This window comes from Streptomyces sp. NPDC051133, from assembly GCF_040682635.1.
In the GTDB taxonomy this organism is placed as follows: domain Bacteria; phylum Actinomycetota; class Actinomycetes; order Streptomycetales; family Streptomycetaceae; genus Streptomyces.
Map to the genome: position 1 here is coordinate 49,984 of NZ_JBFBBK010000022.1, position 12,199 is coordinate 62,182.

The 12,199-nt window shown below is 73.0% G+C and carries 9 protein-coding genes and 1 pseudogene; 4 read left to right on the plus strand and 6 right to left on the minus strand.

The window, feature by feature from the left end; genetic code table 11:
• Window positions 1–28: 28 nt before the first annotated feature.
• A complete protein-coding gene (locus AB0N17_RS23000; protein WP_366013295.1) occupies window positions 29–967 on the minus strand; it encodes a PAC2 family protein in 939 nt (312 codons plus the stop codon).
• 272 nt (window positions 968–1,239) lie between these two features.
• Between AB0N17_RS23000 and AB0N17_RS23005 the strand changes: the two are divergent.
• Window positions 1,240–1,575 (plus strand): annotated as a pseudogene (locus AB0N17_RS23005) (sheath polysaccharide-degrading enzyme); the annotation flags it as partial.
• A gap of 109 nt (window positions 1,576–1,684) precedes the next feature.
• Here the strand turns inward: AB0N17_RS23005 and rpsA are convergent.
• Entirely contained in the window at window positions 1,685–3,178 is a 1,494-nt protein-coding gene (rpsA, locus tag AB0N17_RS23010) for a 30S ribosomal protein S1 (RefSeq protein WP_067015219.1), read from the minus strand.
• Between the two features lie 364 nt (window positions 3,179–3,542).
• Between rpsA and AB0N17_RS23015 the strand changes: the two genes are divergently transcribed.
• The gene (locus tag AB0N17_RS23015; RefSeq protein WP_366013375.1) at window positions 3,543–4,370 is read left to right on the plus strand and encodes a class I SAM-dependent methyltransferase; all 828 of its coding nucleotides are present in this window, start codon (window positions 3,543–3,545) and stop codon (window positions 4,368–4,370) included.
• 91 nt (window positions 4,371–4,461) lie between these two features.
• The gene (hrpB, locus tag AB0N17_RS23020; RefSeq protein WP_366013296.1) at window positions 4,462–6,999 is read left to right on the plus strand and encodes an ATP-dependent helicase HrpB; all 2,538 of its coding nucleotides are present in this window, start codon (window positions 4,462–4,464) and stop codon (window positions 6,997–6,999) included.
• On the opposite strand, the gene AB0N17_RS23025 is transcribed toward hrpB, so the two are convergent.
• From AB0N17_RS23025 to AB0N17_RS23035, 3 genes are all read right to left on the minus strand, one after another.
• On the minus strand, window positions 6,989–7,981 hold the full coding sequence (locus tag AB0N17_RS23025; protein ID WP_366013297.1) for a DUF3068 domain-containing protein: 993 nt from the start codon (window positions 7,979–7,981) through the stop codon (window positions 6,989–6,991). The two genes, hrpB and AB0N17_RS23025, sit on opposite strands and share 11 nt — an antisense overlap.
• A 28-nt stretch (window positions 7,982–8,009) precedes the next feature.
• Window positions 8,010–8,144 carry an SPW_0924 family protein gene (locus AB0N17_RS23030; protein WP_366013298.1) on the minus strand — a complete coding sequence of 45 codons (135 nt, stop codon included), beginning with the start codon at window positions 8,142–8,144 and terminating at the stop codon, window positions 8,010–8,012.
• 177 nt (window positions 8,145–8,321) lie between these two features.
• A complete protein-coding gene (locus AB0N17_RS23035) occupies window positions 8,322–10,076 on the minus strand; it encodes a lytic murein transglycosylase (protein WP_366013299.1) in 1,755 nt (584 codons plus the stop codon).
• 314 nt (window positions 10,077–10,390) lie between these two features.
• Between AB0N17_RS23035 and AB0N17_RS23040 the strand changes: the two genes are divergently transcribed.
• Window positions 10,391–11,281, plus strand: coding sequence for a DUF4184 family protein (locus AB0N17_RS23040; protein ID WP_366013300.1), 891 nt, complete (start codon window positions 10,391–10,393; stop codon window positions 11,279–11,281).
• Here AB0N17_RS23040 and AB0N17_RS23045 read toward each other — a convergent pair.
• Complete coding sequence (locus AB0N17_RS23045) at window positions 11,169–11,609, minus strand: hypothetical protein (protein ID WP_366013301.1); 441 nt, start codon at window positions 11,607–11,609, stop codon at window positions 11,169–11,171. The two genes, AB0N17_RS23040 and AB0N17_RS23045, sit on opposite strands and share 113 nt — an antisense overlap.
• Between the last annotated feature and the right edge of the window lie 590 nt (window positions 11,610–12,199).

The window sequence follows — 12,199 nt, forward strand, 5'->3', positions numbered from 1 at the left end:
CTGCCGCCGACGGCGGGACCGGGGCGGGTCAGCCGTCTCCCTCCCGCTCCGCCAGGAACCGCTCGAACTCGAGCCCGATCTCGTCGGCCGACGGGATCTCCACCGGCTCGGCCAGCATGTTCCCGCGGGTCTCGGCGCCCGCCGCGGCGTCGTACTGGTGCTCCAGGCCCTGGACGAGCGCGGTGAGTTCCTCGTCGCCCTCCTGGATCTGCCGGTCGATCTCGGTCTGTGTGCGGTGTGCGTCGGTGCGCAGGGAGTGCGCGACGCCGGGCAGGACCAGGCCGGTGGCGGCCGTGATCGCCTCCAGGACGGTCAGGGCGGCGTCCGGGTAGGCGGACCGGGCGATGTAGTGCGGGACGTGCGCGGCGACGCCGAGGACCTCGTGCCCGGCTTCCATGAGGCGGTATTCCACCAGCGACTCGGCGCTGCCGGGCACCTGCGCCTCCTCGAAGGGGCTGCGGTGACCGGGGACGAGGTCGGTGCGGTTGCCGTGCGGGGTGAGGCCCACCGGGCGGGTGTGCGGGACGCCCATGGGGATGCCGTGGAAGTTCACGGACAGGCGGACGCCGAGCCGCTCCACGATCTGCCGGATCGCCGCCGCGAACCGCTCCCACTCCACGTCCGGCTCGGGGCCGGACAGCAGCAGGAAGGGGGCGCCCGTGGCGTCCTGGACGAGGCGGACCTCGATGGCCGGGACCTCGTAGTCGGTCCAGCGGTCGCGCTGGAAGGTCAGCAGGGGGCGCCGGGCCCGGTAGTCCACGAGCCGGTCGTGGTCGAAGCGCGCCACGAGCTGGTGGGGCAGTGAGTCGAGCAGCCGGTCGACGATCTGGTCGCCGGTCTCGCCCGCGTCGATGTATCCGTCGAAGTGGTAGAGCATGACAAGGCCGGCCGACTCCTGGGCGAGCGCCATGTCGACCACGGCGAGGCCCTTCGGCTCCCATGCGTACAAACCCTGCGGATCAAGCACTGTGACCGCTCCTCCTCGTGTTCCTCATCGACAACGCGCCCTGGGGTGTGGGCATTCCCGGGACACGCCGCTGATCAGGGATATCGCGCGGGACAGCTTGACGCCCCGTCACCTGGTCCGGACCTTCACGAGGGCGGGGTTCACAAGAGCGTCCATCGTTCATGTATGAGATCACGTGTGAGACCGGCGTCCGTATGACAGGAGGCACCCCGTGCGCACGCTCACGCTGCTCGCCTCCCTGCTCGTCGCGACCACCGCCGGCGGCGGACCGCTCCTCGCCGGCCCCGTCGTCCGCCCGCATCCCGCTCACCGGCTCGGCCGGGGCCGTGCTCACCGCCGGCGGCGGCTGCGGCCTGCATCTCGACGGCGCCTCCTACTGGACGGTCAGCGGGCTGACCGTGACCGGCGGCCAGAAGGGCATCATGATCGACGCGGCGAACGGCGTGACCAGGAACTCCAGGATCTACGACACCGGGAACGACGGCCGCGGCATGGGCGAGGGCATCTACGTGGGCACCGCGAACACGCTGTCCGACAGGAGCGACCGCATCCGGATCCTGGGCAACACCATCGGCCCCGGCGTCGGCGGCGAGAACGTCGACATCAAACGACGGCTATCAGACCCACCCCCAGGCCCGTCCGTGAGAACGCCTGAGGGGCCGTACCCCGAAAGGTACGGCCCCTCAGCCACTATCGGCTAAGCCTCAGCGGCAGCGATCAGCTCTGGCCGCCGGCCAGCTTCTCGCGCAGCGCGGCCAGCGCCTCGTCCGAGGCAAGGGCACCGGAGGTGTCCGCACCCTCGGAGGAGTACGAGCCGCCACCCGAAGCGGCCGGAGCGGCAGCCTCGCCACCCTCGGCGGCAGCGGCAGCGTCGGCCTCGCGGGACTTGATGACCTGCTGCTGGTGCTGCTCGAAGCGGGTCTGCGCCTCGGCGTACTGGCGCTCCCACTCCTCGCGCTGCTTCTCGTAGCCCTCGAGCCAGTCGTTGGTCTCGGGGTCGAAGCCCTCGGGGTAGATGTAGTTGCCCTGGTCGTCGTAGGACGCGGCCATGCCGTACAGGGTCGGGTCGAACTCGACCGAGGCCGGGTCGGCACCGAAGGACTCGTTGGCCTGCTTCAGCGAGAGGCTGATGCGACGACGCTCGAGGTCGATGTCGATGACCTTGACGAAGATCTCGTCGTTGACCTGGACGACCTGCTCCGGGATCTCCACGTGGCGCTCGGCCAGCTCGGAGATGTGGACCAGACCCTCGATGCCCTCGTCCACGCGGACGAACGCACCGAACGGAACCAGCTTCGTGACCTTACCGGGCACGACCTGGCCGATCTGGTGGGTGCGGGCGAACTGCTGCCACGGGTCTTCCTGGGTCGCCTTCAGCGACAGGGAGACGCGCTCGCGGTCCATGTCGACGTCGAGGACCTCGACGGTGACCTCCTGGCCGACCTCGACGACCTCGGACGGGTGGTCGATGTGCTTCCAGGACAGCTCGGAGACGTGGACCAGACCGTCGACGCCACCCAGGTCCACGAAGGCACCGAAGTTGACGATCGAGGAGACGACGCCGGAGCGGACCTGACCCTTCTGGAGGGTCGTGAGGAACGTCTGGCGGACCTCGGACTGGGTCTGCTCCAGCCAGGCACGGCGGGACAGGACCACGTTGTTGCGGTTCTTGTCCAGCTCGATGATCTTGGCCTCGAGCTCCTTGCCCACGTAGGGCTGGAGGTCGCGGACGCGGCGCATCTCGACCAGGGAGGCCGGGAGGAAGCCGCGGAGGCCGATGTCGAGGATGAGACCACCCTTGACGACCTCGATGACGGTACCGGTGACGATGCCGTCCTCTTCCTTGATCTTCTCGATGGTGCCCCAGGCACGCTCGTACTGGGCGCGCTTCTTCGAGAGGATCAGGCGGCCTTCCTTGTCCTCCTTCTGGAGGACCAGGGCCTCGATCTCGTCACCGACGGCGACGACCTCGTTGGGGTCGACGTCGTGCTTGATCGAGAGCTCGCGGCTCGGGATGACACCTTCGGTCTTGTAACCGATGTCGAGCAGGACCTCGTCCCGGTCGACCTTCACGATGACGCCGTCGACGATGTCGCCGTCGTTGAAGTACTTGATCGTCTCGTCGATCGCGGCGAGGAAGGCTTCCTCGTTACCGATGTCGTTGACCGCAACCTGCGGGGTGGTGGCGGTGGTCTCGGTGCTGCTCGTCATGTGGGAAAGGGCTCCGGTACGGACATTGAAGTCGTAGGTACTGCTACGCCGGGAGCCCGTATCGCTCTGATGAAGCCGGACAGCCAAGGAAGCGCCCCACCAGGAAACTGGTGATGGCGCCTCGACAACCGAGGGGACATACAACAGATGCGAGCGCAGCCTGCTACGTCTGAGGTGCGCAGGCCCGCAGCGCAACTTGTAGCATACGGGGGCAGCCGGACAGGGTCAATGCGCGAAGGCGCACACCCGGGACAGATCGCCGCACAACCGGCGGAAGATTCGTCCCAGGAGGCCACGCGGACCATGGGAACCTTCCGCGGCGGACCCCCGGCGGGTTGGACGGAAGAGTACGACGAGGGAGCCGATCATCCAAGAGCCTGGACCGCTCGAACCGGAGGGGTTCGAGCCCGAAGCCACCCGCCGTGACTCCGGTGTCGCGGAGAGCAGCCGGGCCAACCGGGGCTGGTGGGACCGCAACGCGGACGAGTACCAGATCGAGCACGGCACGTTCCTCGGCGACGACCGCTTCGTGTGGGGCCCGGAGGGCCTGGACGAGGTCGAGGCCGAGCTGCTCGGCCGGCCGGAGGAACTGAAGGGCAAGGACGTCCTGGAGATCGGTGCCGGCGCGGCACAGTGCTCGCGCTGGCTGGCCGCCCAGGGTGCCCGTCCGGTGGCCCTGGACCTCTCGCACCGCCAGCTGCAGCACGCGCTGCGCATCGGCGGATCGTTTCCGCTCGTCTGTGCCGACGCCGGCGCGCTGCCCTTCGGGGACGGCTCCTTCGATCTGGCGTGCTCCGCGTACGGGGCGCTGCCGTTCGTCGCGGATCCGCGGCTGGTGCTGGGCGAGGTGCGCCGGGTGCTGCGGCCGGGCGGCCGGTTCGTCTTCTCGGTGACGCACCCGGTCCGCTGGGCGTTCCCGGACGAACCGGGGCCCGAGGGCCTGTCGGTGTCGTCCTCCTACTTCGACCGCACGCCGTACGTGGAGCAGGACGAGCAGGGCCGCGCGGTCTACGTGGAGCACCACAGGACGCTCGGCGACCGGGTCCGAGACATCGTGGCCTCGGGCCTGCGGCTGGTGGACCTCGTGGAGCCGCAGTGGCCCGCCTGGAACACCTCGGAGTGGGGAGGCTGGTCGCCGCTGCGCGGGAACCTGATCCCGGGGACGGCGATCTTCGTCTGCGAGCGGGACTGAGCGGGCGCCGGCCCGGAGACTCCTGACGGGCCGGTCCCGTACGTGCACGCGCGCGTGGGGGCCGTTCCCGCCGTCGTACGACACTGGGGGCGTGATCCGTGACGACGCCCTGGCCGCGCTGCCCGTACGTTCCGCCCTGCCCGCGCTGACCGAGGCCCTGGAGGGTGACGGCGCCGCCGTGCTCGTGGCACCGCCCGGCACCGGCAAGACGACGCTGGTGCCGCTCGTGCTGGCGGGGCTGGTGGGCGGCGGGCCGGCGCGGCGGGTCGTGGTGGCCGAGCCGCGCCGGATCGCGGCCCGGGCGGCGGCCCGGCGGATGGCATGGCTGCTGGGTGAGAAGCCCGGCGAGAGCGTCGGCTTCACGGTGCGCGGGGAGCGGGTCGTGGGGCGGCACACGCGCGTGGAGGTCGTGACGACCGGTGTGCTGCTGCAACGGCTGCAGCGTGACCAGGAGCTGCCGGGCGTGGATCTGGTGGTGCTCGACGAGTGCCATGAGCGGCATCTGGACGCCGACACGGTGGCCGCGTTCCTGTGGGACGTGCGGCAGGCGCTGCGGCCGGAGCTGCGGCTGCTGGCGGCGTCGGCGACCACGGACGCGGAGGGCTGGGCGCGGCTGCTGGGCGGGGCGCGGGTGGTCGAGGCGGCGGGGGTCGCGCATCCGGTGGAGGTGGTGTGGGCGCCGCCGGCGCGTCCGCTGCGGCCGCCGCACGGGATGCGGGTGGATCCGGCTCTGCCGGCGCACGTGGCGTCGGTGGTGCGGCGGGCGCTGGCCGAGCGGGAGGGGGACGTGCTGTGCTTCCTGCCCGGCGTGGGCGAGATCGCGCGTGTGGCCGGGCAGCTGGGCGGCCTGGGGGCCGTGGACGTGCTCCAGGTGCACGGCCGGGCGCCCGCCGCCGTGCAGGACGCGGTGCTGGCGCCCGGGGAGCGGCGCAGGGTCGTGCTGGCGACGTCCGTCGCGGAGTCGTCGCTGACGGTGCCCGGGGTGCGGGTGGTGGTCGACTCGGGGCTCGCGCGGGAGCCGCGGGTGGACCACGCGCGCGGGCTGAGCGGGCTGACGACGGTACGGGCGTCGCGGGCGGCCGGCCGGCAGCGGGCGGGGCGGGCCGGGCGTGAGGCGCCGGGTGTGGTGTACCGGTGCTGGTCCGAGGCCGAGGACGTCCGTCTGCCGGCGTTTCCGGCGCCGGAGATCAAGGTGGCCGACCTGACCGCGTTCGCGTTGCAGGCGGCCTGCTGGGGCGATCCCGACGCCTCGGGGCTGGCGTTGCTGGACCCGCCGCCGGGCGGGGCGATGGCGGCGGCGCGGGAGGTGCTGTCGGCCGTGGGCGCCGTGGACGCCGCCGGCCGGGCGACGCCGGTCGGTGCGCGGCTGGCCCGGCTGGGGGTGCATCCCCGGCTGGGACGGGCGCTGCTGGACACCTCGGGTGAGGGGGCCGAGGTGGTCGCCCTGCTCTCCGAGGAGGTGCCCCGGGAGTACGGCGATGACCTCGCCGGTGCGTTGCGCCGGGCCCGGCGTGGGGGTGACGCCTACGCCGCGCGGTGGGCCGCGGAGGTACGGCGGCTGCGGTCCGCCTCCGCGGAGTCCTCCCGCCCGCCCGCGCGTGCCGGCCGGCCGCCCGCTCGTGCCGGCCGGCCGGCAGGCGCCGGACCGGGCACCGGCGACGACAGGCTCGCCGGGCGGGTCGCCGCGCTCGCCTTTCCCGAGCGTGTCGCCAGGCTCGACGGCGGGTCGTACCTCATGGCCTCCGGGACCCGGGCCGAGCTGGGCGACGGGTCCGCGCTGCGGGGCGCCGGCTGGATCGTCGTGGCCGTCGCCGACCGGCCCGTGGGCAAGGGGCACGCGCGTGTGCTGCTCGGGGCCGCGGTGGACGAGGACACGGCGCTCGCCGCCGCCGGGGCGCTGCGCGCCGAGCGGGACGAGGTGCACTGGGCCGACGGGGAGGTCGTGGCCCGGCGTGTCGTGCGGCTGGGGGCCGTCGAGCTGGCCGTGCGGCCCCTGAAGGACGCCGAGCCGGCTCTCGTACGCGCCGCTTTGATCGAAGGGCTGCGGCAGGACGGGCTCGGGCTGCTGCGGTGGACGGCGGACGGCGCGTCGCTGCGGCAGCGGCTGGCGTTCCTGCGGGCGCGGTGCGGGGAGCCCTGGCCGGAGGTGTCGGACGACGCGCTCCACGCGCGCGTGGACGAGTGGCTGGAGCCCGAGCTGAGCAGGGCCCGGCGGCGGGCCGATCTCGGCCGGATCGACGCCGGGCAGGCGCTCGCGCGGCTGCTGCCCTGGGCGGGCGGGGAGGCCGGCCGGCTGGACGAGCTGGCGCCCGAGCGGATCACCGTCCCCAGTGGGTCCGGAATCCGGATCGACTACCGGGACCCGGAGCGGCCCGTGCTCGCGGTCAAGCTGCAGGAGATGTTCGGGCTGCGGGAGACGCCCACGGTGGCGGGGGTGCCGTTGCTCGTGCATCTGCTCTCCCCCGCAGGGCGGCCCGCCGCCGTCACGGCCGACCTCGCCTCCTTCTGGCGGGACGGCTACAAGGGCGTACGGGCGGAGCTGCGCGGGCGCTATCCGAAGCATCCGTGGCCCGAGGACCCGGCGACCGCCGAGCCCACCCGGCACACCAACGCGCGGCTCAGGCGCTGACCGGTTCGGGTTCCGGCGTCCCGGTGGCCGCCGGGTCCTGGGGGCGGCGGGCGCGGGCCTCCAGCCACAGGGAGAGGGCGAGGAGCAGCACGCCCACGGTCAGGGAGCCCCAGGGGACGTACGAGGTGAGCATCAGGACCAGGGTGCGGTTGTGTTTGACGAGGGCGACCGTGTGCTCGATGTAGTCCTCGCGCATCTTCACGTGCCCGGCGAACGCCGTGACCTTGGCGCGCCCGCCGAGCAGGGTGCCGCCGCGCAGTTCCTCCTGGTGGATCTCCTCGCCGTAGACCGGCGCCCCGGTGACCGGTTCGACCCAGAACCTGCGGACGGTGGTGTACCAGCGGGTGGTGCCGGTCCTGGCGACGGACTCCGGGGTGATGCCCTTCACGGGCATGGACTTCGGCATGGGCACCTTGGTCCAGGGGATGGTCTGTTCGAAGTAGTAGACCTTCAGGCCGCGGAAGGTCCGGGTGCCCTCGTAGTGGATGGGGCTGGTGGTGCGGGTCTGGGCGTCGAAGTACTCGTAGTCCCGTTTCTGCGTCAGGAACGGCCACTTGAACTCGATGCCCTTCCGGGTGACCGGGTCGCCGTCGACCGTCTCGCCGGTGGCGTGCACGGGGTCCTGGCTGTGGGCGTCGAAGATGTAGCGCTCGGGGATCTTGGAGACCATCTTGCCGTCGGGGCCCTGGACGTAGGACAGGCTGTCCCAGACGACGACCGGCCGTCCCGCCGTCCTCTCGATGTTCTTCGCGGCCGCCACGTCGCCCTTGAGGGTCTGCACGATGGTGACCTCGGGGACCTTCTTCGCGCGCATGGTGCCGTAGTCGAGGAGGGTGGCGCCCTTGGCCTCCAGGACCATGTCCTGGTACTGGTTCGGCGGGATGCGGGCCAGCCGCGGGAAGGCGTACCAGCGCAGCAGCGGGGACAGCGCCGCGCAGAACACGGCGCAGGCGAGCAGGACCAGGCTTGCCTTGCGGCGCATTGCGACTCTCCCTCCCGGACGGGCGCGGCTACGGGTGCGCGGGCACCGTCGTCAGCAGTGGCTTGGGGGACGTGCGGCCCGACGGGGAGCCCGTCGCGCTGATCGCGAGGACCAGGGCGAGCGCGAGGGCGAGACCGGTCGCGGCGGCGATCAGGGCGCGCATGCGGGGCCTCCCGGCGGACGGTCGGTGTCCTGACGGATTCCTGATGCGTCGTCAGGTCCGGCACCGTAGCAACGGGCGGGCGAGATGAGAACAGCGGTGCACGCACGAACGACGGGGCCCTCCACCGCCGCGGCGGTGGAGGGCCCCGTCGTGTGCGTCCGAACGGAGCGCGCGCCGTCAGGAGGAGGAGGCGGACGGGCTCGGGGACGGGCTCGCCGAGGAGTCGGCGGCGGCGACCTTCAGCTCGACGGTGAGCGTCGCGCCGCCGGTGGTGGTGATGCGGAGCAGGAAGGTGCCGGTGGTGTCGTCCGCGTACAGCTTCGGCAGCGTCAGCAGGCCCTTGTCGTCGGTCCGGAGGCCGGTGAGGGTGCGTACGGTCTTGCCGTCGGCGTCCTTGAAGTAGGGACCCTTGTCGTTCTCGGTGGCGTCGGTGCCGGACTTGATCAGGGTGGCGGTGGCCGCGACCTTGTCCGCCACGGCGCCCTTGTACGTCGCCTTCACCTGGACCTGGTCGGCGAACTCGCCGCCCGGGGTGCAGGTCGGCGCCGTGTCGCTGGTGCGGGCCAGGGTGTCGGCAGCACGCTCGGTGACGCTCGCCGTGTAGCCGACGCCCTTGACGGAACGGCCCACGACGGCCGTGGTCACCTTGAAGTCGCCGGTCTTCTCGCCCGCCTGGAGCGCCGGGGCGGTCGCCACGCCCTTGGCGTCGGTGGTCACCGTGGCGACGGTCTCGCCGCCGGCGAAGGTCGCGTCGGTGTCCCCGGTGATGGTGAACCTGATCCTCACCTTGGCGACCGACTTGCCCACCTTGTTCTCCGCGCGGGTGCTGATCCGGGCGGTGAAGGCGTCGCCGGCCATCGCGGTGAGCTCGGCGGTGCCCGCGTCCTGAAGGTGGTCCACCGTGTCGGTGGGGGTCTGCGGGGGCGCCGGCGGGGTGGGCGGCTTCGGCGGGGTCGGGTCCGGACTCTCGCCGCCGCCGGGCTTGTCGGGCTTGGGGTCCGGCTTGGTCTTCGGCGGGGTGGCCGGGGGCTTGGGGTGCGTCGTGTGCGGCGTGGCGTGGCCGGTGCCGTGCCCGGTGCCGTGGCCCGTGCCGTTGTCGCTGCGGTGGCTCGGCAGGTCGCCGGTGCCGTCGGGCACGGAGTGGGAGCCCTTGCGGTAGTACTCCAGCCAGTTCAGGACCAGGTTCAGGTAGTCCTGCGAGTTGTTGTAGCTGAGGATCGCGCTGTGCAGGCCGGCCTGCTGCGACAGGTCCCAGTCGTTGCGGCACAGGTAGTGGCCCGCGGCGAGTGCGGCGTCGTAGACGTTGTTGGGGTCCTTCTTGCCGTCGCCGTTGCCGTCGCGGCCGGCCCAGGCCCAGGTGGACGGGATGAACTGCATGGGGCCGACGGCCTGGTCGTACTGGGTGTTGCCGTCGTACGCACCGTGGTCGGTGTCCTTGATGAGCGCGAAGCCGTTGCCGTCGAGCGCCGGGCCCAGGATGGGGCTCAGTGTGGTGCCGGCGGCGTCGACCCGGCCGCCGCGGGCCTGGCCGGACTCGACCTTGCCGATGGCGGCGAGCAGTTGCCAGGGCAGGTTGCAGCCGGGCTTGGCGGAGCGCAGTTCGGCCTCGGCCTTCTTGTAGGCGTCGAGGACCGTCGCCGGTATGCCGGCCTCCGCCTCACCCCGGGCGACGGGCGTGCCGGTGGTCGGGGAGGGGCTCGGGTCGGGGCTGTTCAGCGGCGGCAGGTCCGTGTAGTAGGGCGAGTCGCCGGTGGCGTTGCCGTCGGTGGAGGCGTCGGGTACGGGGGTGGAGGTGCCGGCCGTCGTCTGTCTGCCGTGGTCCTCGCCGGCCGCTCCCGGAGCCTGGGACGCGGACAGAGCCGCGACCGCCGCCGCGGCCACGGCGGTGGTCGCCGCCCCCTTGCGCAGCCGCCTGCCGAAATGCGCCGCCATAGAGTGAACCCCTCCCGTGGACGCCGTGCGTCCGTCTCCGCCTGTGTGCCTCGCTGTGGTGTGACGGCTGACCCGGTGTTCTGGTTGCCCCTGTGCCACTCTTCCGTCTGTGTGAGGTGTGCGCGGCCGTGCGCTCGGCACGCGCCGCAGGTGACCCTACGACAACTTGCTTGACGTCGGGACCCGTTCACGTCCGTTTTTCACCAGTTGGCCAACTGTCGTTGCCGCGAACGCCCCGAACGGCACCCCCGCATACTGAACGGACCTGATCACCGGCTCGCGGCCGTGGCCGACGAGCGCGCTAGGGGGCCCTGTTGCCGTTCACACTCAGCCATGCCGCGGCCGTGCTGCCCGCCGTCCGCCGGGACGGGACCGGCCGGGGCCGTCTGGTGCCGTCGTTGCTCGTCGCGGGCTCCTTCGCGCCCGACATGCCCTACTACGCGGCGAGTGTGCTGCCCGGCGGAATGGAATTCGGTGCGGTCACGCACGCGTTCGCCGGGGTGGTCACGGTCGACGTGCTCATCTCGGGGGCCCTGGTGGGGCTGTGGCTGCTCGTCCGCGAACCGCTGCTCGCGCTGCTGCCCCGGGTCCGGCAGGGCCGGCCGGCCGCGCTGCTGGGCTGCGGCCTGCCACGCGCGCGCGTGCGGGCCGTCACGGTGGCGCGGTGGTACGTCTCCGCGGTGCTGGGCGCGCTGACGCATGTGCTGTGGGACGCCTTCACGCACCACGACCGGTGGGGGACCCGGCTGATTCCGGCCATCGGGCGGGACCGCCCGGCGGGCATGCCGCTGTACTCGTGGCTGCAGTACGGCTCGTCCGTGACCGGGGCGGTGGTGATCACGGCCTTCCTGGTGCGTGCGCTGCGGCGGGCGCCGGGGCGGGAGCCTCTTTCGGTACCCCTGCTGTCCGTACGGGACCGCTGCTGGGCCTGGGCCGTGATCGGCGGCTGCGCGCCGGCCGGGGCGGTGCAGCGGGTGGCGCGCTGGCGGGCGCTCGGCGGGGCGCCGGCGCGGCCGTGGGAACTGGTGCCCACGCTGTGCTTCGGGGTGGGCGCCGGGCTGCTCCCGGGCCTGCTGCTGTACGCCGTCGGGGTCAGGGTGTGGCGTCGTCCGGGCCGGGCCGCGGACGGTCCTGGGGGGCCTGCGGGTCCCGGGGTTCGCGGTGGGGCTGTGGACCCGCGGCGGGAGCGGCCGGTCGCTCGGTGAGGGAGGCGACGAAGATCGTGAGGGTGGGCCGGGGGCGTGCGCTCGGCAGCAGGGTGAGCGCGAGGGCGAGATAGCCGCGGGCCAGGTCGGCCCACTGGCACCAGCCCGGGGTGCGGCCGGTGCGGGTGGTCTGGCCGGCGAGCGTGCGCCGCAGGTCCTTGGCGGCCCTGCGGACGGTGTCGGTGACGTCGGCGGGGATGCGGGCGGTGCTTGCGTCGGCCGCGAGGGCCGGGACCGGCGAGGCGGGCAGGGCCTGCGCCGAGGCGGTGTCCGCCCAGGCCCGGGTGTCTGCCTCGGGCGTCCGGCGGTGAAGCGTGCGTATACCCATGCCCGCAGTTTTGCGGCTGCGGGGGGTGGGGTGCGTTTTGACGGGGGCCACGTGAGTGACGGGTCCCTCCGGGGGTTCGCCGGATGCGGGGTACGGGGTGGAGGGGGTGGCCGAGGCTGGGGGGTGGGGGGACGGGTTGGGCTGAGGGGTGGTGTGGCGGCTTGTGCGGCGGGGCTGCGGGGTGGGGTGGCGGCTTGCGGCTGGACTCGGGGTGAGTGAGGGGCTGGGCTGCGGGGGCTGCCGGCCGGGGTGGCGGCTGGTGCGGCAGGGCTGCGGGATGGGTGGCCGGGGCCGACTGGTGGGAGTGGCGGGTTCGGCACCGCCGAAGTGGCGCCGACGAGGCTGATCGCCGCTGCGGCGGAGATGTGTCGGTGGTCGGCGGCCGGGAGTGGCCCGCGCGCCGGACTCGGGCCCGCCGGGATGCACCGTCGCGGCTGACTGCCGCTGCCGCGGAGATCCGTCGCCGGGCCAGCGGCTGAAAGCACCCCCTACGGCGGGCTCGCCATCACCGGGATGCACCATCGCGGCTGATCGCCGCTGTCGCAAAGACCCGTCGCCGGGCCAGCGGCTGAGAGCAGCCCGTGCGGCGG